Below are 25,725 nucleotides of genomic sequence, written 5' to 3'. Positions count from 1 at the left end.
TCCCTTATTGAGGTTTATCTGCTAGATAAAACCAAGTATCCAATACAGAGTCTGGGTTTAACGAAACGCTATCAATCCCCTCATCCATTAGCCACTTCGCAAATGACGGATGATCACTTGGTCCTTGCCCGCAAATACCAATATATTTATTTTGTTTTTTACAAGCTGATATTGCCATGTGTAGCAAGCTTCTTATGGCATCATTTCGCTCATCAAATAAATGCGCAATGACCCCTGAGTCTCGATCCAAGCCTAGAGTAAGCTGGGTTAAGTCGTTAGAGCCAATAGAGAAGCCGTCAAAGTATTCTAAAAACTGCTCAGCAAGTAACGCGTTTGCAGGAAGCTCACACATCATGATTAAACGTAAGCCGTTTTCACCACGTTTAAGGCCATTGGTTGCCAATAAGTCAACAACTTGTTTAGCTTCACCAACGGTACGTACAAATGGAACCATTACCTCTACGTTAGAAAAGCCCATTTCATCGCGAACTTTTTTCATTGCGCGGCACTCAAGTTCAAAGCAATCCCTAAATGACTTACTTATATAACGAGCAGCACCGCGAAAACCCAGCATAGGGTTTTCTTCTTCTGGTTCGTATAAACGACCACCAATTAAGTTAGCGTATTCGTTTGACTTGAAATCTGATAATCGTACGATTACCTTTTTTGGGTAAAAAGCTGCAGCCAAAGTACTGATACCTTCAACTAATTTTTCTACATAAAAATCAATAGGCGAAGCATACCCAGCTATTCGCCTTTCAACTGTAGATTTAACTTCTTCTGGTAAGTCATTAAAATTCAAAAGAGCTTTAGGGTGAACACCTATCATTCTATTAATAATGAATTCTAATCGGGCTAGGCCAACGCCTTCATTAGGTAAAGCTTGAAAATCAAAAGCACGATCAGGGTTACCTACATTCATCATGACCTTAAATGGTAATTCAGGCATATTGCCAACGGAATTTGTTTTGTGCTCAAATTCCAATGTACCATCATAAATAAACCCGGTGTCACCTTCCGCACACGAAACTGTAACAAGCTGACCATTTTGTAATTCATCAGTTGCATCACCACAACCTACTACGGCAGGGATGCCCAGCTCACGAGCAATAATGGCCGCGTGACATGTACGCCCTCCACGGTTTGTGACAATTGCACTGGCTTTTTTCATGATAGGTTCCCAATCGGGGTCCGTCATATCTGCAACTAAAATATCACCTTCATCAATATCTTGGATTTGATTAATATTGCGCAAAACTTTTACAGGGCCTCGTCCGATTCGATGACCGACACTTCTACCCTCGCAAAGTACACTGCCAGTTTCTTTAAGAATATAACGCTCCATTACATTCTTACTTGTGCGACTTTTAACCGTTTCAGGTCGTGCCTGCACGATATATATTTCTCCGTTTATACCGTCTTTAGCCCACTCTATATCCATTGGTCGCTTATAGTGCTCTTCGATGATGAGCGCCTGTTTTGTAAGTACAGCAAGATCTTCATCTGTGATACTAAATTTAAAGCGCTCTTCCCTATCAACGCGAATAGTTTCAACTGGCGTGTCGCTATATGGATCTTGGCTATAAATCATTTTTATTGCTTTAGCACCAAGGTTACGTCTTAGAATGGCTGGGCGCCCTTCTTTGAAGGACTTCTTGTGAACATAGAATTCATCAGGGTTAACCGCACCTTGCACGACGGTTTCACCCAAACCATATGCGGAGGTAATAAAGACAACACCATCAAACCCGGATTCTGTATCCATGGTAAACATGACACCTGACGCACCTGATTCACTACGAACCATGCGCTGAATGCCGACAGATAGTGCGATTTCATGATCCTGATAACCTTGATGGGCACGATAGCTGATTGCCCTATCATTATACAAAGATGCAAATACTTCTTTGACCGCTCTGAGAACCGCGTCCTCTCCCACAATATTTAAGAAAGTTTCTTGCTGTCCCGCAAAAGAAGCATCTGGTAAATCCTCAGCCGTGGCTGAGCTTCGAACAGCTACTGAAATCTCGGCTTCAGACCCCCTTAATTTAGCAAGACTTTCTTTAATTTGGGATTCTATTTCTTTAGGTATGTCGGCGTCTAATATCCACTGGCGAACTTCAGCACCCACTTCAGCAAGATGTGACAACGAGCCTTCGCTAAGCGAGTTTATTTTTTCATCAATTTTTTGCTTGAGATTGTTTTGCTTAAGAAATAAATCGAAAGCATCAGAGGTAGTTGCAAAGCCATTTGGTACATTTACACCGGACGAAGAAAGGTTGCTGATCATCTCGCCGAGGGAGGCATTTTTCCCGCCGACCTTGTCCACGTCTTCCATGTTAAGCTGATCAAACCAAATGACGTGATTTTTCAAGTTTACCTCCGATAAATTCTAGTGTGCGTTAGGCCAATATAGTAATCTAATTCTAGAGACTAATCACAAAGTTGTTAAATAAAATGAAGCGACAAGCGTTTTTCATATCGGACGGTACAGGTATTACAGCTGAAACCCTAGGTCATAGCCTTTTATCTCAGTTTGAGAGTATAGATTTTGAACAAACAACACTGCCTTATATAGACACCCTAGATAAAGCTAAAGAAGTTGTTCTTAGGCTAAATGCAATTGCTTCCGAAGGCGGTCGTGCAATAGTTTTTGATACTATTATCAATCAGGATATACGCGATGAAATATCTAAAGCGGACGCATTTAAGGTTGATATTTTCGCAACATTTTTAGCCCCCTTAGAAAAAGAGCTGAACATGGGCTCAAGCTATTCGGTGGGTAAATCTCACGCTGGCGGTGATAATAAGTCATATCTAGCAAGAATCGACGCTGTTAATTACGCTCTTGATAATGATGATGGAAGCAAAATCAAGCATTATAATAAAGCCGATATTATCCTTGTAGGGGTATCACGCTCAGGAAAGACTCCTAGCTGCTTATATCTTGCGCTGCAATACGGTATAAAAGCCGCCAACTATCCATTAACAGAAGAAGATCTTGGTAACGGTGAATTACCAGAAGCATTAAAACCCTATAAAGATAAATTATTCGGCCTAACCATTGATCCTGAGCGGTTGGCTGCTATTCGTAATGAACGTAAAGCCAATAGTCGATATGCAAGTTTGAATCAGTGTTATTATGAAACAGAAGAAGTAGAGATGCTTTTTCGTAGGATGAACATTCCATTTCTAACCACCACCGACCTATCCGTAGAGGAAATTTCAACCCGCATAATGGTTGATTCAAAGCTCATTAGAAGAGCTTAATTGATGATAGCTCTAAGTTAATACAGTCAAAGTCAGTGATACCCACTGACTTTTTGATGGCAAAACATTCAAATATTGGAAGTTTTTATTTTACCTGAATATTACGGGCACGCATCTACAGATATTCTGCCTTAAGCCTATCTAAAACAAGGTACAAGCATTAAAATATTACTATTAATTAGGTAGTAATATATGCAGTGCAGTTATACCAAGCTCCCGTACATGGCGCATACGCACCAACTCTTACTAGAGCTTTCAGAGCTTGGCCACTTGGTTGCCTTAGAAAGCTCCAATACGGAACATGATAATGGCCGCTGGAGCATCATCGCGGCCAACCCAAAAGAAATCATTGAAATCAAAGATAGCCTATCAATACCGCAAGCTATTAATCAACTGCACACCTTGTCACAAGAATTACCAAACCACTCATCAAAGCTTCCATTTACTGGCGGGTTAATTGGTCATATTAGCTACGACTTTGGCATTCCCAATTCAAACAAGCTAAAACTAAAGCAATATAAAGTGCTACCAACTCTACTGGTAGGGCTTTATACATGGTCATTTGTTATCGATCACAAGGAAGAATGTAGTTACCTTACTTACTGGAGTGATGACACCAACTCAGAAGCAGAGCTTAAAACAAAGTTTATCCAGTGCCTAAAAGAGCATAAACAACAAAAAGAAAGTGACTTCAAGATTCATGCAGCTTTCCAACCTCACTGGGATAAACCCACATACAAGCAAAAAATAGAATCCATTAAAGACTACATCGTAAATGGTGATATATACCAAGCGAATCTTGCGCAACATTTCTCAGCTTCGTATTCTGGCAACCCTATTAATGCATACTCAGCACTAAAGGAATCTGCCAACGTACCTTTCGCTACTTATTTTGAATCTGACAATTGGTCGTTTGCCAGTGCATCTCCGGAATTATTTATTCAGTATGAAAATGGTGTAGCCACAACTAAACCCATTAAAGGGACACTACCTAGATTACCCAACCCAGAAGATGACAACCTACAAAAATTACGTCTATCAAGCAGCCCAAAGGATATGGCTGAAAATCTTATGATTGTTGATTTGTTAAGGAATGATCTCAGTAAGCATGGCAGTAATATTTGTGTATCAAAGTTATTTGATATTGAGACCTTCTCTACTGTGCATCATTTGGTTAGCACTATCACATCAAATGTCAATAGAAGGGATATTATTAAATTGCTTCTAGATGCCTTTCCAGGCGGGTCAATTACAGGAGCACCAAAACAAAGGGCCATGGAAATAATTAGTGAGTTAGAGTGCTTTCCTAGAAGTTTTTATTGCGGCTCTACTTTTTATTTATCGAGCAACCATAAATTCAACTCAAATATTTTAATCAGAAGCTTTCTTTTTGAAGACAGCAAGGTGACCTGCTGGGCTGGCGGGGGGATAGTTCATGACTCCCAATGGGAGTCAGAATACCAAGAGAGCCTAGATAAAATAACTAAGCTCATGGAGTGCCTTACTAAAGTGTAAGCTCACGATTACTTGCTGCTATAAACTGCTTTTTCAAATCTTCATATCCATGTACGGCTGGGAATTGCGGGAATTCCTCAATTACATTTTTTGGTGATTTAAATAGAATGCCGGCCTCGGCCTGCTTGAGCATGGTGGTATCATTATATGAATCACCTGCTGCAATACACCGATAATTAAGTAATTGAAATGAACGAACTGACTGACGCTTAGGGTCCACTTGGCGAAGTTTATAGTCCGTAATAAAACCATCTTCGCTTACTTCTAGCTTATGGCAGAACAATGTGGGGAAACCTAGCTGACGCATTAATGGCTGTGCAAATTCATAAAACGTATCTGACAAGATAATCACCTGAAAGCGTTCACGAAGCCAATCAATGAATTCTTTTGCACCCTCAAGCGGTGATAATGTTGCTATCACTTCTTGGATGTCATCAATTTTAAGATTATTCTCTTTTAGAATGCGCAGGCGCTGTTTCATTAGAACATCATAATCAGGAATATCGCGAGTCGTGGCTTTTAACTCTTCGATACCGGTTTTATTGGCAAATTCAATCCAAATTTCAGGGATTAATACCCCTTCCAAGTCAAGACAAGCTAACTCCACTGCAATTCTCCTAGAAGCTTAAAAAGGCGCTACTCTATCCGTTATAATGAAGCCATTCAATCAGTTATTTCCATATGCCATATAAGCTATAGTTATTAAATTATTCTTAATAATTATTTTTTAGCATAATTTAAAATCTGTTACTGTCCCATGATATTTATTAGAGATAGCATAATGTCGCTTATAGACTCTCAAATCACTGAAATCGATCAAGAATTAGCCAAAAAACAGCCAAAGCAAATCATTAAAGACGCCTTAGAACGTTTTAATAATATCGCCATATCATTTAGTGGTGCTGAGGATGTTGTTTTAATTGATCTTGCTTTGAAAGCAAAAAAAGACATTCAGGTATTTAGCCTTGATACTGGCCGCTTGCACCCGCAGACATATGCCTATATTGATCAAATTCGTAAACATTACGGCATTACTATTGAACTTGTATCTCCAGACCATCAAGAATTGGAGCCATTCATTAAAGAAAAAGGCTTATTTAGCTTCTATGAAGATGGTCACAATGAATGCTGTAGTATACGCAAAATCAACCCGCTAAAAAGAAAACTAAAGACCGTAGATGCTTGGATTACAGGTCAACGCAAAGATCAAAGCCCAGGAACACGAAACTCAATCCCGGTTTTCCAAAAAGACAACTTTGAAGGCACCAGTGGGGATTTGTATAAATTCAACCCTTTGGCTAACTGGAGTTCAGAAGATGTTTGGAACTATATTCAGATGTTTGATGTACCCTATAATCCCTTGCACAACCAAGGTTTCATCAGTATAGGCTGTCAGCCATGTACACGGGCGGTACTGCCAAATCAGCATGAACGCGAGGGGCGCTGGTGGTGGGAAAATGAAGGCGGCAAGGAGTGCGGCCTTCATGCATCGAACATTATCACTAAGGGCTAATCTGCTATTTGAAACCGCCCAGTTATCGACTGGGCAGTTGAATATGCTGAAACATCTCTTCCAATTCAGACTTACTGTGACACTGCGCTGCCTTCTCGATAGTCGCCTTATCCAAATGAGGCGCAAAGCGAGCAACAAAGTCGCACATAAATCCACGTAAAAATGTTCCCTTTCTGAAACCTATACGCGTTACACTATCTTCAAATAAATGGCTTGCATCTATTGCAACCAAATCACTGTCTTTTTCAGGATCAATTGCCATTGTAGCAACAATACCTACCCCTAAACCTAAGCGAACATAGGTTTTAATGACATCTGCATCTGCCGCTGTAAATACAACCTTTGGTGTTAAGCCTTTAGATTTAAACGACTCATCCAAACGGGAGCGTCCAGTAAAGCCAAAAACATAAGTCACAAGCGGAAATGTTGCCACCTCTTCCAAGGTAGGCTGAGCCCTTTGTGCTAACGGGTGGGTTTTAGGCACCAATATGCTGCGATTCCAGCGATAACAAGGCATCATAATTAGATCGTTGTAATGGTCCATTGCCTCTGTGGCTATTGCAAAGTCTACTGTACCATCTGCCGCCATCTCAGCGATTTGAGTCGGTGTTCCTTGGTGCATATGCAAAGAAACGTCCGGAAACTGCGCTATAAAATCTTGGATTATTCCGGGTAAGGCATACCTTGCCTGAGTATGGGTAGTGGCAATAGACAAACTACCCTTGTTCTCATTTGAAAACTCCTGCGCAACCTGTTTGATGCTTTCAACCTTACGTAGAATCTCACCAGAAACTTTTAAAATTGCCTCTCCAGCAGGAGTTACACGGGTTAAGTGCTTGCCACTTCTTGCAAATATCTCAACACCCAGCTCATCCTCAAGCAAGCGGATTTGCTTACTAATGCCAGGTTGAGAGGTATACAATACCTGAGCGGTTGCAGAGACATTGAGATCATGGTGCGCCACTTCCCAGATGTAACGCAATTGTTGTAGCTTCATAAGCCCTCCAGGCTAACACGACCTACTATCCATTTAATTGGTTATAAAAATATAAATAAATATTCTTTTCCAGAATAGAACTAAATCTATAGATTTACCAGCCAACTTTCTTTAACTGTATGTTATAAGCATAGACTATATTTATGGATTTTCTGTTATATGTAATGTCCGGTGCCCTTGTAGGGTTAATAGTAGGCATTACTGGAATCGGTGGTGGTTCATTAATGACACCGTTACTACTACTTTTTGGCATCCCCCCCCATATTGCCGTTGGTACTGACCTTTTATATGCGGCCATAACAAAAGCCAGCGGCGTTGTTGCTCATCATAAACAAAAGACCATCAATTGGTCCGTTACTTTTTTAATGGTAGCTGGCAGTATCCCTACCGCCATCATAACTGGATTTATTTTAAGCGCGTATTTTAAAGATTATCAGCAGTATACCGGCATTATAACGGCCAGCTTGGGAGTTATGTTGGTTATTACCGCCACCCTTTTACTTTTTCGTAAAAAGATCCAATTAGCGGCCGAGCACCAATCCAATTTAAATAAAACTAGCTGGATACAAAGCCACAGAATGCTGTTAACCGTTATCATGGGTATCATTCTTGGTGTCTTTGTTACCCTATCATCCGTAGGGGCTGGAGCAATAGGGACAGTTGTACTCCTGATTCTTTATCCATATTTGCGCTCGATACAGATTATTGGAACCGATCTGGCACACGCTGTACCACTAACCCTAGTTGGCGGGCTCGTACATTTAAGTCTAGGTAATGTTGATTACGGACTTTTAGGTGCCCTATTAATTGGCTCAATACCAGCCATACACCTAGGCAGCAAAATTGGAAGTCGCCTCCCTGAAAATATCTTAAGAAATGTGCTTGCAGGACTACTTATGATACTAGGTATTAAATACATCATATTTTAAGCCTAGGTCTGACGATCTAATCCTTCTATATCCAGCATTGGAATAACCAGTACAGGCACATGAGAGGTTTGCACAACCTTGCTTGCAACCGAACCAAGGGCTGCATTATTTGGAGAGTATTGACCATGACTCCCTAGAACAATTAAATCAGCTTGACGATCAGCGGCCGTCTCTACTATGACTTGTGAAGGTCGTCCAAGCTCGACCATTACATTTTCGACGCAAGCGCCGCTTAATACCTCTTTGTATTCATTATCCAGAGCTTCTTCAACTTGCTTTTTAATGGATAATAGAACCTTATCTAAGCCATACTGATGTAGGTAGCGCCTTTCATCATCTCCTAAATAGCTTCTCAATATTGACTCTGCAAAGACTCCAATTGGCTCTATTACATGCAGGATATCAACAACCGCCCCCATAGAAATGGCCATACGGGAAAGCTTCTTCATAACATAGGGACTATATAGGCCCAAATCAGTAGCATATAAAATATGATGCTTCATGGCGACTTCTTAACCTGCCAGTAATCATTTTAAGCATAGCATGCTGATTTTCTGTCTATACTTTGATTTGTATCTTAGAGGAGATTGATATGAGTGACAGAATGTTAAGTCTTGCTGAAGCTAGTAACCTACTAAACGTCAGCGAAGTTACCGTTAAACGATGGGCAAGAGAGCATCTCATTAAAAGCAGCAAAGAAGGTTCAGATTTAGTATTTCCAGAACCAGACATTCTAAAATACAAAGAGATCAATGATCGACTTAAAAAATAACCTTTTTGGCCCGCGTTAAGTGGGCCTTTTATCACTTAAATTGCCATTTCTTGTAATTACCCCTTTGAGTCCCTGATTCAAGTACTCTATTATTACGCTCTTTAAGTATTGCTGTCGGAATAATAAGCATAATGTCAGATAATCGCGTAGAAGATCTAAATATTGAAAGCACTCAGACCCTTATCACCCCTGAGCAGCTTAAATCAGAACTCCCTATTTCAGATAAAGCCGTCACTTCTGTAGAGCAAGGCCGTCTTGCCATCAGAAACATTCTGGATCGTAAGGATCACCGCTTATTTGTTGTGATTGGCCCATGCTCAATCCATGACGTGCAAGCAGCCAAAGAATACGCAGAAAAACTTAAAACATTAAGCGAAGCTGTATCTGATACTATTTTAATCGTTATGCGCGTGTATTTTGAAAAACCTCGCACCACTGTGGGTTGGAAAGGCTTAATTAATGACCCGTACTTGAATGACACATTCAAGATCGAAGACGGACTGAAAATTTCTCGCAAATTACTACTGGACCTTGCAGAGCTAGGCCTCCCTCTTTCCACAGAGGCATTAGACCCTATTTCACCTCAGTACCTACAAGACCTTATTTCTTGGTCTGCCATTGGTGCACGCACCACAGAAAGTCAAACCCACCGCGAGCTGGCTAGTGGCTTATCGTGTGCAGTAGGCTTTAAAAACGGCACTGACGGTAACTTAACTGTGGCTATTAATGCTCTTCAGTCTACTGCTAACCCACATCGCTTCCTTGGTATTAATGGCGATGGGCAAGTAGCGGTTGTGAAAACAAAAGGCAATCAATATGGGCACGTTGTACTTCGTGGCGGCGGCGGCAAGCCTAACTATGATTCAGTAAGTATCGCTCTATGTGAGCAAGAAATTGAAAAAGCAGGCATCGCTAATAATATTATGGTGGATTGCTCCCACGCAAACTCCAATAAAGACCCAGCATTGCAGCCACTGGTAATGGATAATGTGGCCAATCAAATTCTTGAAGGCAATAAATCCATAGTCGGCTTAATGGTTGAGTCTCACCTGAAATTTGGTAACCAAAGCATCCCTGCTAATTTAGATGAGCTAGAATATGGGCAATCCATTACTGATGGCTGTATTTCTTGGGAGCAAACAGAAGAAGCTATCTTGAAAATGCATGAAAAACTAAAAGACATCTTACCTAAGCGCTAGCACAAAGTGGGTTGCCTTGTGCAACCCACTGATATTTTTGTGATAGAATCCGCCCTTTCTAAAATTTGAGCAGTTACAAATGAATTCTCCAAAAGTCGGAATAATCATGGGTTCCACCTCTGACTGGGAAACCATGTCAAAAGCAGAAGAAATACTGATTAAACTCGGCGTTGCATACGAAGTTAAAGTTGTATCTGCCCATCGTACTCCCGACCTTTTATTTGAATACGCTGAAACTGCTTTCGATCGCGGCCTTCAAGTCATTGTCGCAGGCGCAGGTGGTGCAGCCCACTTACCCGGCATGATTGCATCTAAGACTCACCTACCTGTTTTTGGTGTTCCCGTTAAAAGCAAGGCACTAAATGGCATGGACTCTTTACTATCCATCGCCCAAATGCCAGCAGGCATCGCCGTAGGTACCCTAGCCATTGGCCCTGCTGGGGCTGCTAATGCAGGCCTATTAGCGGCTCAAGTTGTGGCACTTCATGACGAAAGTGTGCGCACAAAACTTACTGAGTTTCGTGAAAAGCAAACTGAAAAAGTTTTATCTATTCCTGATCCAAGGGAAGCATAATTCATGGCGGTACAACGCATAGGCATTATTGGCTCAGGCCAACTAGGCAGAATGATGGCCCTAGCAGGCACCCATTTAAATACAGAGTATGTGTTTTTTGATGAGGCACTCTCCTCCCCTTGCACTAATCTTGGCAAGACAATCCAACCTAGCTCTGAAAATGCAATTCAACGATTCCTAGAGAGCGTTGATGTTATTACCTATGAATCCGAAAATACGGATGCAGAGCTGGTGTCACAGCTTACAAAAATCAAACCGGTTTACCCTAGCGCTCAATCACTACTTAAAAGCCAGCATAGGCTTACTGAAAAGAGCTACTTTCAGTCACTCGGCATTCAAACCGCTGATTTTAAGAAAGTTGAGACGAAAGAAGAGCTTACCGAGGCCGTTGCATCTCTTGGTTTACCTATCATTCTAAAAACTACTCGTGAAGGTTATGATGGAAAAGGCCAAGCCCTTATCAGGGAATCATCAGATATAGAGCCTGCTTGGGAATCCCTTAAAAACCAAGAGCTTATTGCTGAAGCCTTTGTCACTTTTACCCGTGAGTTATCTGTAATTGCCGTGCGCAATCCTAAAAAAGACATAAAAATATACCCGCTAGCTGAAAACGACCACAGCCAAGGTATTTTAAGGGTTTCACGCATCCCTGTTGAAAATCTTTCAATTGAAAAACAGCAACAAGCCAATGAATTCATCACCAAGCTGTTAAACGACCTTGATCATATTGGCGTACTTACTCTTGAATTATTTGATACCGAGCAAGGTTTAATAGCCAACGAAATGGCACCTAGAGTTCACAACTCAGGTCACTGGTCCATTGAAGGTGCCAACACTTGTCAATTTGAAAACCATGTGCGAGCTATTTGCAATATGCCTTTAGGGGATACTTCCCTTCGCCAGCCAAACGCTGGCATGGTTAACATAATTGGTCGTCATGGTAATCAAGCCAGTGTAATGGCTATACCCAGTGCGTTCTATCATGCATATGGTAAAGCTGAACGACTCAACCGGAAGATTGGCCATATCAATGTAGTTGCCAACTCAACCTCTGAACTCAACAAGACTATTCAAGCCTTGCAGCCATTTATTGATGAATGCGGCGAGTAAGTAGTTTGGAATGAGCATAAAAAAGCCTCTAAGGAGGCTTTTTTATGCGTCTAAATTATCACATGTAGGCATTATCAGCCTTGCTGTGATCGGTTACATCTCGCACACCCGCCAATTGGGGCAGCTTTTCAAGTAAATTTTTCTCGATACCTTCTCTAAGCGTAACATCTACAGCACTACAACCTTGGCAGCCACCACCAAACTCAAGAATGGCATAACCCTCTTCCGTTACCTCAACCAGTTTTACTTCTCCACCATGAGAGGCAAGGCCTGGATTAACCTCATTATAAAGAATGTAATTAATTTGATCTTCAACAGGGCTGTCTTGGTTAACTTTTGGCATTTTGGCATTAGGGGCTTTTATAGTTAACTGCCCACCCATCTTATCTTTTGCGAAATCTATTTTTGCATCTTCTAGGTACAAGATACTTTGCTTATCTAGGTAGACTCGCAAATCATCGACATCCATAGTTTCATCACTGGTGTTTATCTCTTCAGGTCGACAATAGGCAAGGCAAGTTTCGGCATATGGTGTTCCTGGTTGAGTAATAAACACCCTAACAGCCATACCCGGTACATTTTGCTTAGCTAATAACTCAGATAAATACTGCGCAGCTGCATCGGTTATATTAAGCATTTTAAGCTCCGTAAAATTTTAGCTGATTTTACTGAGTTTTAACGCTAAAACCAATCCCTAGTTTTTTACTCGGGTATTAATAAGGCCCTATATAATCAAAATAGATATTATTTATAGGAAATAAACCATTTTCTCGATATGCATCTTTTGCTATTGTCTGCGCAAAATTAATAAGCTTGCATTGAAATGCAGCCATGATGAGAGCTTTATGTACATATATGATGAATACGACCAGCGCATCGTTGATGAGCGAGTCGCACAATTTAAAGATCAGACAGACCGATACTTTGCTGGCGAATTAACAGAAGAGCAGTTTCTTCCATTAAGACTTCAAAATGGTCTTTATGTACAGCGTTACGCCCCTATGTTACGAGTGGCTGTTCCATACGGCTTACTTTCTAGCAATCAAGTTCGCAAGCTAGCTCATATTGCACGCACCTATGATAAAGGCTATGCCCATATCAGTACTCGAACAAATGTTCAATTCAACTGGCCTGAATTAAAAGATGTTCCTGAAATATTAGCCGAGCTAGCAAGCGTACAAATGCACGCCATTCAAACCAGCGGCAACTGCATTCGTAACACAACCACTGATCAATTCGCGGGCGTAACTCCGAATGAATTAATTGATGCACGCCCATACTGCGAGATCATTCGCCAATGGTCCACCTTTCATCCTGAGTTTGCTTTTTTGCCTCGTAAATTCAAAATTGCAGTAAATAGCCATTTCTCTGATGATCGCGCTGCAACCTTGCTTCATGATATTGGAATTAAAATCGTCAAAAACGAGCAAGGCGAGCTTGGCTTTGCTGTTTATGTTGGCGGCGGACTAGGCAGGACACCTATCGTTGCATCACTAGTAAAAGAATTTCTTCCGGAAAAACACCTCCTAACCTATTTAGATGCTGTTCTTCGCGTATACAACCTTAATGGTCGTCGTGACAACAAATATAAGGCGAGAATCAAAATTCTAGTTAAGGCTATTGGTGTAGAAGCGTTTGCTAAAAAAGTTGACGAAGAGTGGCAGCATCTTAAAGACGGCCCGGGTACACTAACACAAGAAGAAATTGATCGTGTTAAAGGTCACTTCACTGCACCTGCGTACGAAGCATTATCAAACAATAATGAAACCCTCGCCCAGCAACTAAGTGAAAATAAAGCGTTTTCAAACTGGTATAATCGCAATGTAAGCGAGCACAAAGTTGATGGCTATTCAATTGTAACCCTCACCCTTAAAAAGCTAGGCACACCTCCTGGTGACATCACAGACAAACAACTTGATATGGTTGCAGATCTTTCTGACCGCTATAGCTTTGGTGAAGTGCGCAACACCCATGAGCAAAACATCGTATTGGCTGATGTTAAGCAAGACCAATTATTCGAATTATGGCAAGAAGCTAAAGCGAACGGCTTTGCCACACCAAACCTAGGCTTATTAACCGATATGATCTGTTGCCCTGGTGGTGATTTTTGTGCTCTTGCTAACGCAAAATCCATCCCTGTAGCTGAGGCTCTTCAAGCTAAATTTGATGATTTAGATTATCTGCACGACTTAGGTGAAATAGATCTAAACATCTCTGGCTGTATGAATGCATGCGGTCATCACCATATTGGTCATATTGGCATCTTGGGTGTCGATAAAAAAGGCGAAGAGTTTTATCAGGTTTCATTGGGTGGAGACGCTGGGCCTGATGCAACCATAGGCAAAATATTAGGCCCCTCTTTTGCTCGCGAGCAAATGCCAGAGATCATCGAAAAGGTGCTGAATATTTACGTAACAGAAAGAATAGAAGGTGAGCGCTTTATCGATACTTACCGTCGTGTTGGCCATAGTATTTTCAAGGAGCGCGTATATGCAAAATCTAATTAATCAGACAACTATCCTTGAGAACCCTTGGTTACTTGTAACAGATACTGACGCACCGCTACCTAGCGGTAGTATATTGGTGGACTCGAAATACTGGCTTGAAAATATTGACAAGCTAAAAGCTCGCGGTGACGTTTCAGTCTTCCTAAATGCCGATGCGGATCTTGAATTACTTAAGGATCATTTAAATAGCTTTCCGGTCATTGCGGTTAATTTCCCTGCTTTTGCTGATGGACGAGGCTACAGCCTAGCGCGACTTTTAAAAGAGCGCTTTGGTTATGAAGGTGAAATACGCGCTATTGGTGATGTGTTAATTGATCAGCTTTATTTCATGAAGCGCTGTGGCTTTGACACTTATCTTTTAAAAGATGGTCTGGACGCACAAAAAGCATTAAATTACTTCTCCACATTCAGTGACCCATATCAGTTAGCTTACGATTTAAATACCCCTCTATTTAGACGCAAAGCTTAATTCCCCCCTAAAAAAACAACCCCAACCTCTATTAGAGATTGGGGTTCTAAATATCATATTTTAATAAATTAAATTATGAATATTTATTAGTTTGCCAACCAACGTCTAGCAAAGCTACGCATTGAATCACCAGGAGCACCACCGTCACCATAAGTGATAGTGAAGTGAGTACCTAAAGTAAGGTCTTCAGTGTAACGAGTTGAATTAGCACGACATGCTAGAGAGTTAAACGGAAGCGCTGGAGCCAGCACGTCAGACCAACTAAAAATACAAGCCACATCAACATTGCTCGCTACTGGGCTGTAAATGCTTGTAGTGTAAACAGTATCAGGCTGAACTGCGATTACACAATCAGCACCAAGGCGATTTGCAGCATTGAAAGAACCGCCGCCACCTTGAGAGTGACCAGAAGTACATACTTTAGGGTTAGAACCTAAGATATTACTGTAACGGTTTTTAGCATCGTTAACTGCATTTGCTACTTCACGACCAGTACCAGAGTTTGCAGTATTTGCAGCTGCAACAAAGATACATTGTTCAGCGATAGACTCTAGAACGCCACTATAAGTGTACGAAGAACCGCCAGTACCATTACCCCAACCTAGGATATTGTAAGTACCAGAACCACCACTTGGCACATAGAAAGTAGACGAAGCCCCAGATATACGAGTTACGCTACAACGATCGCCACCACCGGTAGAAGCGAAAGAAGGCATCGCAAAGGCTGCAGAGAGAGCCGCAACCGCAGCGCCTTTAACTAAAAGGTTATTAAAACTTAACATAGGATACTATCTCCAGTATTTGGTTGTTTTATTATTTTTGTTATAAGTCGAGCAGTTGCTCGACCCTGTTTACAAATCCTATTCCCCCTAAGAATTGAATGATAGGCGCATATTGGCCAATTAATAAGCACTGACCCAAAATGTCTTATGTATTTTTATTGTATGTGTATTTAGTATTAGACGTTTTTCAAAATAATCTCTTATAATTGGCCACATTAGACCAATACAGGTAATAATCCGTTAGATTTTTAGTCTTTTAGCAATTCTGATGATCAATAAAGCTATTAACTCGAAAAAGAACAAACAAATAGCCATTTAGACCTTTTCGCTTTACTACACAGGGGTTTTATATCACGCTTAGATAATCACTATGGAAGCACGTTATGGAATACAATCTGTTTTTTTCGTTTTTTATTATTTTTAGTGGTGCAGCAGTTTTAGCTACCATATCTTTATATACCCATCAGCCAATCATTGTTGCTTACGTAGCACTTGGAGTTATTGCTGGACCATCCGTTATGGGTTGGGTTGGCGATGCTCATCAGTTGGGCGAAATTGCTCATATCGGCATTGTGTTCTTGTTGTTCTTATTGGGTTTAGATATGCAGCCCAAAAGTCTCGCTCATGTACTTAAAAAGGCTAGTCTCGTGGCTATCGCTAGCTCGCTTATATTTTTTGCGACCGGTTACTTGGCAGCTATAAGCTTTGGCTTTAATCAAACAGAATCCCTTGTTACCGGCGCTGCACTCATGTTCTCCAGTACTATTATAGGTATTAAGCTTTTACCTACCACGGTATTGCACCACAAGCACATGGGTGAATTAATGGTTGGTCTGCTATTACTGCAAGATATGATTGCTATTATCACACTTTTAGTTCTAGGGGGGGCTACATCGGGAGGCGGGGCTTCTGACTTTGCAATAACAGCCATTGCATTGCCCTGTCTAATTTTATTCTCTTACTATTTTGTTAAATGGGTAATTCTACCTTTATTGGTTAAATTCGATTTGTTTCATGAATACTTATTCCTTATGGCTATTGGCTGGTGCTTAGGTGTGGCCGAATTAGGAGCTTACTTAGGGTTATCAAAAGAAATGGGGGCATTTGTAGCAGGGATTACCCTAGCAACCCACCCTGTTGCTCAATTTATGACTGAAAAACTAAAACCTATTCGCGACTTCTTTTTAGTGTTGTTTTTCTTCACGCTAGGAGCCGGATTTAAATTACATGTATTAGCTGACATTTGGTTGTATGCATTAATATTAAGCGCTCTTGTAATTATTATTAAACCTGTCACTTTTAAATTATTGCTAAATCAACAATCTGAGAAAAACACGCTTTCATGGGACATTGGGTTTAGGCTTGGCCAAATAAGTGAGTTTTCTTTATTGATCTCTTATTTGGCCATTGCTTCCAATTTAATTGGTGAAAATGCAGCGCATACAATACAAGCAACTGCCGTAATCACTTTTATTGTTTCAACTTACATTGTGATTTTTAAGTACCCTAATCCAATTGCTCCTTCAAGTAGACTAAGGCGGGATTAATGCTGAACGATAAAGCGTCCACTAATTTGGCCTTTCAACATATTTCCCATAACGTCAATTAACTGCTCTTTATTAATAACCTCGCAATGCTTTATAAGCTCCGGCAGTTGCCAGTTAGTTGCGATCTTATTCCAAATCTCTTGCTTTCGAGTCAGAGGAAGCTCTACCGAATCCACCCCTAACAAAGAAATATCTCTTAATATAAACGGAAAAACACTGGTATTAATCTCTGGTGATGCAACCAAACCGCAACAAGCCACAGAACCACCATAATCCAGAGTTTTTAAAATAGAGCTTAATACATTACCACCAGCAACATCCACAGCTGCACTAAACAAAGGCTTTAAAATTGGCCGCTTAGATTCATCAATGAAATCTGATAACAAATGGATCTCTTTAGCACCGATGGCTTTCAAATATTCACTGCTTTCAGCTTTACTCGTTAATGCGTGAACGTAATAACCTAGCTTATCAAGCAGCATGATCGAGATACTACCCACACCACCTGTAGCACCTGAAACTAAAATAGGTTTTGATTTACTAATACCGTTACTAATTAGCTTATCGACACATAAGGCAGCAGTAATTCCAGCTGTCCCCCAAGCCATAGAGTCAAGTTCTGTAATGTTTTCTGGTAAATGCAGGACCCAAGATGAAGGTACACGTATATACTCACCGAACCCTCCACTTGTATTCATACCTAGGTCATAGCCTGTCACTATAACTTTATCTTCGACCTTGAAATTAGAATGAGTAGATTCAATTACCGTACCTACAGCATCAATACCCGGTGTGTGCGGATAAGAACGTGTAACGCCTTTATTACCAGAAAATGATAAGGCATCCTTAAAGTTCACGCTGGAATAACTCACCTTTATAAGTATTTCACCGTCAGGCAAATCACTTGTATCTAAGGATTCAATGGCCGCTGAGAATTCCCTGTCATTTTCTGTAACAACTAGAGCTGAATATTTCATAAGCTATCCCAAAGCTAAAGGTACCATTTAGTAAATGCGAGTTTTTCGATTGTTTTTTCAATTGAAGTACTAATGCCTTCTTGTGCACTGGCGCCAAGGCGTTTCAATAATGGTTTCTTTTCTTCGCTTTTTAATAAGTAAACATCGGCAGTTTGGCAGCGCGACAATAGATAATCATCGCTTGTTGAAACCTCATCAATCAAACTTTGCTTAATGGCATCTTGCCCATACCAAACATCACCATTGGCAACCTCATCAAGGTTAATATTATCGCGATGACTACTGATAAAGTTTTTAAATAACACGTGAACATCTTTTAAATCTTCTTTGAATTTTTCACGGGCTTTGTCAGTGTTTTCACCAAACAAGGTTAGCGTTCTTTTGTACTCCCCTGCCGTATGAACTTCGAAGTCCACATCATGTTTTTTTAATAGTTTATTGAAATTAGGCAGCTGGGCAATCACGCCTATTGAGCCGATTATTGCAAATGGTGCAGCAATAATTTTATCTGCCACAACAGCCATCATATAACCGCCACTGGCTGCTACTTTATCGACACAAATAGTAAGTGGAATACCCTGTGATTTTATCCGATCTAATTGAGAAGCTGCGTATCCATACTGGTGAACCATGCCGCCGCCACTTTCAACCTTTACAACCACCTCATCAATATGATCGTTAAGGCTTAATAAAGCAGTGATTTCATCTTTTAAATGTTCACTTTGAGAAGCTTTAATGTCGCCATTAAAGTTAAGTACGTATACCTTTTCTTTTACTTCTAAGGATTTTTCTTTAGCTTTAGCTTCGGTTTTTTCTTTTTTTGCTAACTCCTTGAGCTGCTTCTTAGTTAATACTTCAGACTGCAGTTGTTTTTTGAGTTTATCGAGTTTGTCATTAAGATGTTCAACAGTGAGCTTCTCAGGTTTTGCCTTTTGTCCTACGCTAGCAATCAATCCAATAATAATGGCAACTACAACCACAAAAGTGGCGGATTTAGCCAAGAAAAGGCCGTATTCAGATAAAAATTCCACGCTATATCCTTAATTTATAAGTATTTTTTTATTAGTGTAACCACTTAGTGGGTCATTAACTAGCAGTCAGATGGGATTCATTTACCGTGAAATTCAAACGCTTGTATGAAAAATTGTTGACAGCCTGACTTAGCTTACCTAATCTCACATTGTTCTGCTTAAATGCAGTCACTTTAGAGCCTGCCAGTTGAATTAGAGCATGGCCATTAATATACATTCTACATAGGAACACGATATGACTTCAGTTGCTGACATCATTGAACAAATGAAGGCACGATTTAATGCTGATGCCGCCTCTGGCATGGATAACGTATTTCAATTCAGCATTGAAGATGGCGACAATTACTACATCGCTATTAAAGACGGTGCATTTGAACTAGGTAACGGTGATCACGAAGATCCTTCTGTTACGTTAATCCTCAATAGTGAAACCCTTATTGCTATCATGACTGGTGAAACCGATGGTATGCAGGCGTTCATGGCCGGTCAGCTACGCGCTGAAGGCGATATGATGCTTGCCACCCGTTTAGGTGACTTATTTCCACAATAAGCCAACCTAAATGATTAAAGGGGCTAATTAGCCCCTTTTTTTATTGCCACGCACTTAAAGCCTCTTTGGCCTGATCATTAACTGCACTAGCATCTAGGCCATCCTGAAATAATCTAATCTGATAGATTGCCCCATCAGCCATGGGCATATAAGTTGCGGATCCATACTTAACCTGTAAGGCTTCAAGCCAACGCTGCTTGGCAAACCAACCCCATGTATCCACCCAGAATACATCTGCCAAATCATACGCCTTTGACTGACTATTATTTTGCTGCTCTAGAGATAAGTATCGACCTGAAAGCCTATCCAATTTAAAAGCGGGTAAATCCCCATCAAACCAAGATGAAAACTTAATGAGCCTCACGTCAAGCTGCCACTGGTCGCCGTTTACTCGATACAATTTACGATTATTAGCCGAATCAGTTAGCTCTACGTCGTATTCTTGGTCATTAACTTCGGCAAACGCTAGCGTAGCAATTACCTGCCCTTCATCTGCTGTACCGTATTGGATCAAATTAACAATCAACAATACACTCAGTACTGCACCTATAATGGCTAATATACCGATAGTGCCTCTGAGCCATTGCAAAAACCAAGTTTTTGAGACGAGGGATCTTACAGCCAGAAATAAAGCCGCCAAGGCAACAACCAAAAAAACAAATATAAGAAGGTAGATACCCATTAGCTTATCCTGTATCCAAGCTGAGCCATGCTTTTCACTGCAAGACTAAGAATATCCTTAGGAGCGACATCAGATTGAGAAACTGTCTCAATGTAATATTCAATACTGGTAAGAACATCCGCAAGAACTTCGAGCTTTGCCTCACCTGCCGGATGATCAGTATTCAATACTTTTTCATTTAAAAAGCGAATGGCCGCCCAAATAACTTGAACCGCTTGCTCCTCGTTTAAGAAAATTAACGCCCCTTTTACACCACTCAATGCTTGTGCAATATTGGCGAGATGTAGTTTATCTTTATTATCGACATATGAGGCGATGGCACGTTTTGAAACAGACAAACCAGTGTTGATTTCATCATATAAAACAATTCGTGCTTCGTAATAATGTCCTGCACCGATTATCTCTTGCTTTGAATTAATATTTGCTTGACGACCAAAACGATCGCTTGCTAACTCCACTTGTAGCAGTGCATCTGCCACAGACGCTAAGGCTGTGAGTCTTTCTTCTTGAGAGAATTCAGTCATCGCTATAATGTGGCTTAGTTGTTCTTCTAAACGCTGACTAAGAGCATCTTGATGTATAACTTTTAAAATGCCAGCCATACCAGCCAAGCGCTCACGCATCTCTTCAGTTTGCTCTGGGGTTAATGCAGATTTCTCACTAGCATCTAGTGCTTCTTTAACACTTTGAATTTCCTCTTTAAATGCTTTAGAAAGTGCATCGAAAGAACCAATATCTGGCCCTGCAAGTTGTTTTCGCTCTATTTTAAGCTGCTCTTCTATTGTACTTGGCTTGATTTCATAAGCAGCTTTAACTTCTGCAATTACACCTTCCTTCACGCCAGACAAGCTTACTAAGTGCAAAAAATCTTTATGCAACTCATTCGCATGCTGACTTGAAAAAACTTTTATGCCGTTTTTAATCATTGCCCGCATGAGTATATCGACTCTCGAGAAAAGCATTTTGCGAGCAAGCGTAAGATCGTAATGTTCAGAGGTGATAGCCTGAAGCGCCGCCACAGAGGACCACCAGAATGGCCATGCTAGCGTCCCACGTAACCCTCTTTCAAGGAGCATTAACGAGCGTTCAATTAGCTTAAAGCCAATTTCAGGGTTCTTATCTTTTAAAACTCTTAGCAGTCCCGCTTGAAACATGAGCCGCAAGCGTGGCAAGTGAGGTTTGATGTCAAATTTTGCTTTATCGATAACAGGGAGTTTTGGTCTTAAATTTACACTAAAGAAATGAGACTCACTAAATAGCCTGTGTCCACCGGCCTTTCTAACCTGATTGATAGTAGGGATCAATAAAATTGGATGGTCCACTTCCTGCTCAAACAGAATATTTACATATTGCGTAAGGCCAATAAGAGCCTGACCTAGCACCTCTAGTTTTAATACTTGTTTTACGGAGCCGTCACCAATCAACGAGAGCATTTCGGCTGAAAGTGCCTCTGCCCCTGAAAGCTCTAGCAATTTAAAGGTACCACGGACTAAATTTAACTCATCCGCAAATAGCTTCAGGTGAGTACCATCGAGGTTTTCACTGAACTGCGAAAAGTAGCTTTCTGCTTTTTGTAGTGTGCTTTCTAACTCTTTGCGGACTAATCCGATAGAAACACTAATGTTTGATGCTTGATTCATGTGAGCTTATTTACTCATAGCGCAAATACGCGCCCTTATAATTATCATTGTTATTAATCTATCCCTTATACCACAAAAATACGGTGAAAAAATTCCCCGTTGCATGGTTATTTATCCCAAAGGACTTGATCGCACTTCCCTTTAAGCATTTCTATGAATGCTTTATGTTGCTCTTGTTCGTCATCAGAAACCCCATATACAAGCAAATTCGCGGCCAATGAGGGATCTATTTTAATACTTTCCAGTAGCTGAGCTTCTGATGGTTTATCTTTATCATCTTTGGTATCTAACAAAAGGGCTGTTTGCCCGCCCGTCATTAAAAGATACACATCCGCTAATATCTCGGAATCTAGTAGTGCTCCGTGTAATTCGCGGTGGCTATTGTCTATACCATATCGGCGACACAGTGCATCCAAGCTATTTCTCTGGCCGGGATGAATTTTCCGAGCAAGAGCAAGCGTATCAAGAACGGTGCATATCTCTATGGTTTTTGGGTATCCGTTTAAAAAACCGAATTCCCTATCCATAAAGCCCACATCAAATGGCGCGTTATGAATCACCAGTTGGGCGCCGCTAATGAATTCAATAAAATCATCCGCAACCTGAGAAAAAACAGGCTTATCCTGAAGAAACTCGTCGGTAATGCCGTGAACTTCCATTGCTTCAGGGTCGACCAGTCTTTGCGGATTAACGTACTGGTGATAATGTCGCCCAGTTAACTTTCTATTAACCAGCTCAACACAGCCAATCTCTATTATCTTATGACCTTCACCTATGCCTGTAGTTTCAGTATCCAGTACAATTTGACGCATTATTTTGCCTTCATCACTTGCTCAACACCTAAATTGGCTAGTTGATCTGCTTTTTCGTTGCCTTCATGGCCTGAGTGGCCTTTTACCCAGTGCCATTGAATATTATGCTGTTGAATAGCCTCATCTAAGCGCATCCATAAATCTTGGTTTTTAACCGGCTGTTTGGCTGCTGTTTTCCAATTACGTTTCTTCCAATTTTGCATCCATTCGAGCACCCCTTTTCTAAGGTACTCTGAATCGGTTGTAAGTTTGACCTCACAAGGACGATTTAGCAGCTCTAAAGCTTTTATAGCTGCCATAATTTCCATACGATTATTGGTGGTATTATCTTCACCGCCATACAGCTCTTTTTCATTATTACCAAAACGAAGCCAAGCCCCCCAGCCACCGGGGCCAGGATTCCCTTTGCAGGCACCATCTGTATATATTTCAACGACTTGTGACACTCACACCTCGAGTACTAGGAGCGGCTACTGGTATTCTTCGGCCGCTTAAAGCCCTCCATTGTGGCCGAATAGGGGTTCTTCCTGCAACCAATTTACGTGCGATTAATACATATACACCTGCCCCTGGGAATTTCATTCGAGCTAAAACCCGATCAACGGCATTCGAGAACTTCGGGAAGTATCGCAATATAAAAGGAGGGAGGTACTGGCATCCAGTGGTAAGTTCGACCCTATACCCAAGTAATGTAAGCCAATCTAATAACCTGCCCTTTGAGATGTAGTGTCCTTTTGGCGCTAACCCATACTTGTACAAAAAGCGGCTTGCCCCCCAGAAACTATGAGGGTTAAATCCAATGATCACTAAATAGCCATTAGGGACAACAATCCTAGCCGCTTCTCTTAAGCATTGGTGGGCATTTGGATTTTGATCAAGTATATGGTGAGCCACTACACAATCTAGGCTGTTCTCTCTAAATGGCATACACTCATAATCCACCTGTAAGTCTTTATTTGGCAGATGAGAAGCAAAAAAATGATGCTTTAGAAATGTTTTGCGCACAACAGCACGATTAAAGGCACTATATTGTAGTAAGTAATGCCCAAATAAATCAGGGATAACAAGTTCAGCGGCATCCTGCTCGCTTTCTATCAAACTATTAAGTAGCTTGCTGTTGCTTCTAAATATGTGCACTAAACCCTCGTCAAACGATACACCCAACACAAAACCTAACTTGACCGCGAGGTGCTGTGTTCTTAAACTGCGCGGGTATTTTTATATCTGGTATTTCAATTGTTAATCCGTGCTATTTCAATCGCGTTATCGATATTCGTTATAACAGCCTGCAATCATATTAAACCAAATGATTCTCAAGTTACTAGCTATCAATCCCCTGAATTACTTTTAGAGGAAAACAACCCTTCTCTGAATGCTTCACACATGGAAGTCGCAGCCAGTAACGGCAACTCAACAAACAGCACTGAAGTAGATTTATGGCAAAGAATGCGTAATCAATACCAGTTAGATATTGACCTTGATAACCGCAGAATCCAAGCCCAACTAAATTGGTATAAATCTCACCCAAACTACCTAAACAGAGTATCCATTAGGGGTGAGCGATATTTGTACTTTATTATGGAGCAAATTGACGTACGAGATATGCCGGGCGAAATCGCACTACTGCCAATTGTTGAAAGTGCATTTGAGCCTTTTGCTTATAGTCATGGTAGAGCATCTGGTGTCTGGCAGTTTATCCCTAGTACTGGTCACATCTATGGCCTACATCAAGACTGGTGGCACGATGGCCGTCGCGATATTCGTCGCTCAACAATTGCGGCACTTAAGTTTCTAAAAGGCCTTTCGAGGGAGTTTAATGGCGATTGGATGTTGGCTCTTGCCTCTTACAACTCCGGCGCTGGCACAGTTCGCAAGGCCATTCGCAAAAACAAACGCAAGGGTTTGCCAACTGATTTTTGGTCACTTGATCTACCTAAAGAAACTCGAGACTATGTGCCCAAACTAATTGCACTCTCTAAGCTAATTTACTCACCACAGAAGTACGGATTAACGCTGCCGTTTATTGAAAACAAGCCCTACTTTGCTGTTATCAATACAGGCAGTCAAATGGATCTTAGCCAAGCGGCCGCAATGACAGGAGTAGAATTAGAGGAGATTTACAAGCTAAACCCTCAATACAATCAATGGGCAACCAGTCCTAATGGGCCACACGAAATTCTCGTACCCATCGAAAACAAACACATTATTGAAGCAAAACTGGTTGAAGTCCCCCCAGGGCAGCGAATTAAGTGGCAACGATACAAAGTTCAAAGTGGTGATTCGCTAATTTCTATCGCCAGAAAATTCCATACTACCCCTGATGCTCTTAAGCAAGTTAACCCAATCAACGGAAACCTGCTGCACGCAGGTGATATGTTGTTAATCCCCACCGCTTTTCAGCATTTATCTAACTATACTTATACCGCAAAAAACCGAAAAACCAGCAAGCAAAGTCGAGCAAAAGGATCAAAAGGGTCCTCGAAAATCACCCACTCTGTACGAAACGGTGATAGCTTTTGGAGCCTATCGCAAAAGCATAAGGTATCGGTAAATAGCATTGCACGATGGAATGCCATGTCTCCGAAAGACCCGCTGACCCCAGGACAAAAACTTGTCATCTGGTCAAAAACAGGTAATAAATGGGGTAAGCAAAGTCGCGAAGTCATACGAAAAGTGCGCTATCGCGTTAGAAATGGTGACAGTCTTCATCGAATTGCCAATAAGTTTAATGTAAGAGTTAATGACATTAGACGCTGGAATCAGATTAAAAACCGTAAGTACCTGCAACCGGGTGATGAACTCATTCTTTATGTTGATGTCACACAAGCAAGCTAGCATGCCTTTGTTTT

Annotated in this window: 26 protein-coding genes; 13 read left to right on the top strand and 13 right to left on the bottom strand. The window is 41.0% G+C overall.

All coding sequences use genetic code 11. The annotated features are described in order from the left end of the window. Positions 1-4: 4 nt before the first annotated feature. The gene (gene ppsA, locus ABWV45_RS00725; RefSeq protein WP_353347676.1) at positions 5-2,374 is read right to left on the bottom strand and encodes a phosphoenolpyruvate synthase; all 2,370 of its coding nucleotides are present in this window, start codon (positions 2,372-2,374) and stop codon (positions 5-7) included. An 83-nt stretch (positions 2,375-2,457) separates the two neighbouring features. Between ppsA and ppsR the strand changes: the two genes are divergently transcribed. Together ppsR and ABWV45_RS00715 are read left to right on the top strand one after the other, a co-directional pair. Next, positions 2,458-3,270, top strand: a complete 813-nt coding sequence (gene ppsR / locus ABWV45_RS00720; protein WP_353347674.1) for a posphoenolpyruvate synthetase regulatory kinase/phosphorylase PpsR — start codon at positions 2,458-2,460, stop codon at positions 3,268-3,270. A gap of 222 nt (positions 3,271-3,492) precedes the next feature. Continuing rightward, on the top strand, positions 3,493-4,785 hold the full coding sequence (locus ABWV45_RS00715) for an anthranilate synthase component I family protein (RefSeq protein ID WP_353347672.1): 1,293 nt from the start codon (positions 3,493-3,495) through the stop codon (positions 4,783-4,785). Here ABWV45_RS00715 and thrH read toward each other — a convergent pair. Continuing rightward, positions 4,775-5,392, bottom strand: coding sequence for a bifunctional phosphoserine phosphatase/homoserine phosphotransferase ThrH (thrH, locus tag ABWV45_RS00710; protein ID WP_353347670.1), 618 nt, complete (start codon positions 5,390-5,392; stop codon positions 4,775-4,777). The genes ABWV45_RS00715 and thrH overlap by 11 nt on opposite strands. Before the next feature lie 174 nt (positions 5,393-5,566). Between thrH and ABWV45_RS00705 the strand changes: the two genes are divergently transcribed. Next, positions 5,567-6,298, top strand: coding sequence for a phosphoadenylyl-sulfate reductase (locus ABWV45_RS00705; RefSeq protein WP_353347668.1), 732 nt, complete (start codon positions 5,567-5,569; stop codon positions 6,296-6,298). Between the two features lie 22 nt (positions 6,299-6,320). Here ABWV45_RS00705 and cysB read toward each other — a convergent pair whose 3' ends face one another. After that, a complete protein-coding gene (gene cysB, locus ABWV45_RS00700; protein WP_353347666.1) occupies positions 6,321-7,295 on the bottom strand; it encodes an HTH-type transcriptional regulator CysB in 975 nt (324 codons plus the stop codon). Between the two features lie 143 nt (positions 7,296-7,438). Here cysB and ABWV45_RS00695 point away from each other — a divergent pair, with 143 nt between their 5' ends. After that, positions 7,439-8,224, top strand: coding sequence for a sulfite exporter TauE/SafE family protein (locus ABWV45_RS00695; RefSeq protein ID WP_353347664.1), 786 nt, complete (start codon positions 7,439-7,441; stop codon positions 8,222-8,224). A 2-nt stretch (positions 8,225-8,226) separates the two neighbouring features. Here the strand turns inward: ABWV45_RS00695 and ABWV45_RS00690 are convergent, their stop codons facing one another. Further along, the gene (locus ABWV45_RS00690) at positions 8,227-8,727 is read right to left on the bottom strand and encodes a universal stress protein (protein ID WP_353347662.1); all 501 of its coding nucleotides are present in this window, start codon (positions 8,725-8,727) and stop codon (positions 8,227-8,229) included. 89 nt (positions 8,728-8,816) lie between these two features. Here ABWV45_RS00690 and ABWV45_RS00685 point away from each other — a divergent pair, with 89 nt between their 5' ends. The 4 genes from ABWV45_RS00685 to ABWV45_RS00670 all read left to right on the top strand — a co-directional run bounded on the left by ABWV45_RS00685 (position 8,817) and on the right by ABWV45_RS00670 (position 11,879). Beyond that, the gene (locus tag ABWV45_RS00685) at positions 8,817-8,996 is read left to right on the top strand and encodes a helix-turn-helix domain-containing protein (protein WP_353347660.1); all 180 of its coding nucleotides are present in this window, start codon (positions 8,817-8,819) and stop codon (positions 8,994-8,996) included. Positions 8,997-9,127: 131 nt separating this feature from the next. After that, positions 9,128-10,195: a 3-deoxy-7-phosphoheptulonate synthase gene (locus tag ABWV45_RS00680; RefSeq protein ID WP_353347658.1), complete on the top strand. Its 1,068-nt coding sequence runs from the start codon at positions 9,128-9,130 to the stop codon at positions 10,193-10,195. Positions 10,196-10,274: 79 nt separating this feature from the next. After that, positions 10,275-10,769, top strand: a complete 495-nt coding sequence (purE, locus tag ABWV45_RS00675) for a 5-(carboxyamino)imidazole ribonucleotide mutase (protein ID WP_502914641.1) — start codon at positions 10,275-10,277, stop codon at positions 10,767-10,769. Positions 10,770-10,772: 3 nt separating this feature from the next. Beyond that, complete coding sequence (locus ABWV45_RS00670) at positions 10,773-11,879, top strand: 5-(carboxyamino)imidazole ribonucleotide synthase (RefSeq protein WP_353347654.1); 1,107 nt, start codon at positions 10,773-10,775, stop codon at positions 11,877-11,879. A gap of 58 nt (positions 11,880-11,937) precedes the next feature. Here the strand turns inward: ABWV45_RS00670 and nfuA are convergent, their stop codons facing one another. Beyond that, complete coding sequence (gene nfuA / locus ABWV45_RS00665) at positions 11,938-12,516, bottom strand: Fe-S biogenesis protein NfuA (protein WP_353347652.1); 579 nt, start codon at positions 12,514-12,516, stop codon at positions 11,938-11,940. A 208-nt stretch (positions 12,517-12,724) separates the two neighbouring features. Between nfuA and ABWV45_RS00660 the strand changes: the two genes are divergently transcribed. Then, complete coding sequence (locus ABWV45_RS00660; protein WP_353347650.1) at positions 12,725-14,386, top strand: nitrite/sulfite reductase; 1,662 nt, start codon at positions 12,725-12,727, stop codon at positions 14,384-14,386. Beyond that, positions 14,370-14,855 (top strand): DUF934 domain-containing protein, encoded by a 486-nt coding sequence (locus ABWV45_RS00655; protein WP_353347648.1) that lies wholly within the window; start codon positions 14,370-14,372, stop codon positions 14,853-14,855. Before ABWV45_RS00660 ends, ABWV45_RS00655 begins: the two co-directional genes overlap by 17 nt. 86 nt (positions 14,856-14,941) lie before the next feature. Here the strand turns inward: ABWV45_RS00655 and ABWV45_RS00650 are convergent, their stop codons facing one another. Further along, positions 14,942-15,637 (bottom strand): hypothetical protein, encoded by a 696-nt coding sequence (locus ABWV45_RS00650; RefSeq protein ID WP_353347646.1) that lies wholly within the window; start codon positions 15,635-15,637, stop codon positions 14,942-14,944. A gap of 383 nt (positions 15,638-16,020) precedes the next feature. Here ABWV45_RS00650 and ABWV45_RS00645 point away from each other — a divergent pair, with 383 nt between their 5' ends. Then, on the top strand, positions 16,021-17,184 hold the full coding sequence (locus ABWV45_RS00645) for a cation:proton antiporter (protein WP_353347644.1): 1,164 nt from the start codon (positions 16,021-16,023) through the stop codon (positions 17,182-17,184). Here the strand turns inward: ABWV45_RS00645 and ABWV45_RS00640 are convergent. Both ABWV45_RS00640 and sohB read right to left on the bottom strand, forming a co-directional pair. Next, positions 17,181-18,161: a YhdH/YhfP family quinone oxidoreductase gene (locus tag ABWV45_RS00640; RefSeq protein WP_353347642.1), complete on the bottom strand. Its 981-nt coding sequence runs from the start codon at positions 18,159-18,161 to the stop codon at positions 17,181-17,183. The genes ABWV45_RS00645 and ABWV45_RS00640 overlap by 4 nt on opposite strands. Positions 18,162-18,175: 14 nt before the next feature. Next, positions 18,176-19,192, bottom strand: a complete 1,017-nt coding sequence (gene sohB, locus ABWV45_RS00635; protein ID WP_353347640.1) for a protease SohB — start codon at positions 19,190-19,192, stop codon at positions 18,176-18,178. A 235-nt stretch (positions 19,193-19,427) separates the two neighbouring features. On the opposite strand from sohB, the gene ABWV45_RS00630 reads away from it, so the two are divergent. Next, entirely contained in the window at positions 19,428-19,742 is a 315-nt protein-coding gene (locus tag ABWV45_RS00630; RefSeq protein WP_353347638.1) for an SCP2 sterol-binding domain-containing protein, read from the top strand. Between the two features lie 40 nt (positions 19,743-19,782). On the opposite strand, the gene ABWV45_RS00625 is transcribed toward ABWV45_RS00630, so the two are convergent. The 5 genes from ABWV45_RS00625 to ABWV45_RS00605 form a co-directional block, all read right to left on the bottom strand. Further along, a complete protein-coding gene (locus tag ABWV45_RS00625) occupies positions 19,783-20,424 on the bottom strand; it encodes a hypothetical protein (protein ID WP_353347636.1) in 642 nt (213 codons plus the stop codon). Further along, positions 20,424-22,064 (bottom strand): FimL-related protein, encoded by a 1,641-nt coding sequence (locus tag ABWV45_RS00620; RefSeq protein ID WP_353347634.1) that lies wholly within the window; start codon positions 22,062-22,064, stop codon positions 20,424-20,426. Before ABWV45_RS00620 ends, ABWV45_RS00625 begins: the two co-directional genes overlap by 1 nt. Before the next feature lie 107 nt (positions 22,065-22,171). Then, entirely contained in the window at positions 22,172-22,876 is a 705-nt protein-coding gene (dnaQ, locus tag ABWV45_RS00615; RefSeq protein ID WP_353347632.1) for a DNA polymerase III subunit epsilon, read from the bottom strand. Further along, on the bottom strand, positions 22,876-23,322 hold the full coding sequence (rnhA, locus tag ABWV45_RS00610) for a ribonuclease HI (protein WP_353347630.1): 447 nt from the start codon (positions 23,320-23,322) through the stop codon (positions 22,876-22,878). The genes dnaQ and rnhA overlap by 1 nt, the downstream gene beginning before the upstream one ends. Further along, positions 23,306-24,040 (bottom strand): class I SAM-dependent methyltransferase, encoded by a 735-nt coding sequence (locus ABWV45_RS00605; RefSeq protein WP_353347628.1) that lies wholly within the window; start codon positions 24,038-24,040, stop codon positions 23,306-23,308. The genes rnhA and ABWV45_RS00605 overlap by 17 nt, the downstream gene beginning before the upstream one ends. 72 nt (positions 24,041-24,112) lie before the next feature. Between ABWV45_RS00605 and ABWV45_RS00600 the strand changes: the two genes are divergently transcribed. After that, positions 24,113-25,711: a lytic transglycosylase gene (locus ABWV45_RS00600; protein ID WP_353347626.1), complete on the top strand. Its 1,599-nt coding sequence runs from the start codon at positions 24,113-24,115 to the stop codon at positions 25,709-25,711. Positions 25,712-25,725 lie beyond the last annotated feature (14 nt).

Source organism: Oceaniserpentilla sp. 4NH20-0058 (genome assembly GCF_040371755.1).
Classification (GTDB): Bacteria; Pseudomonadota; Gammaproteobacteria; order Pseudomonadales; family Oceanobacteraceae; genus Bermanella.
This window is presented reverse-complemented; position numbering and strand designations above follow the sequence as displayed.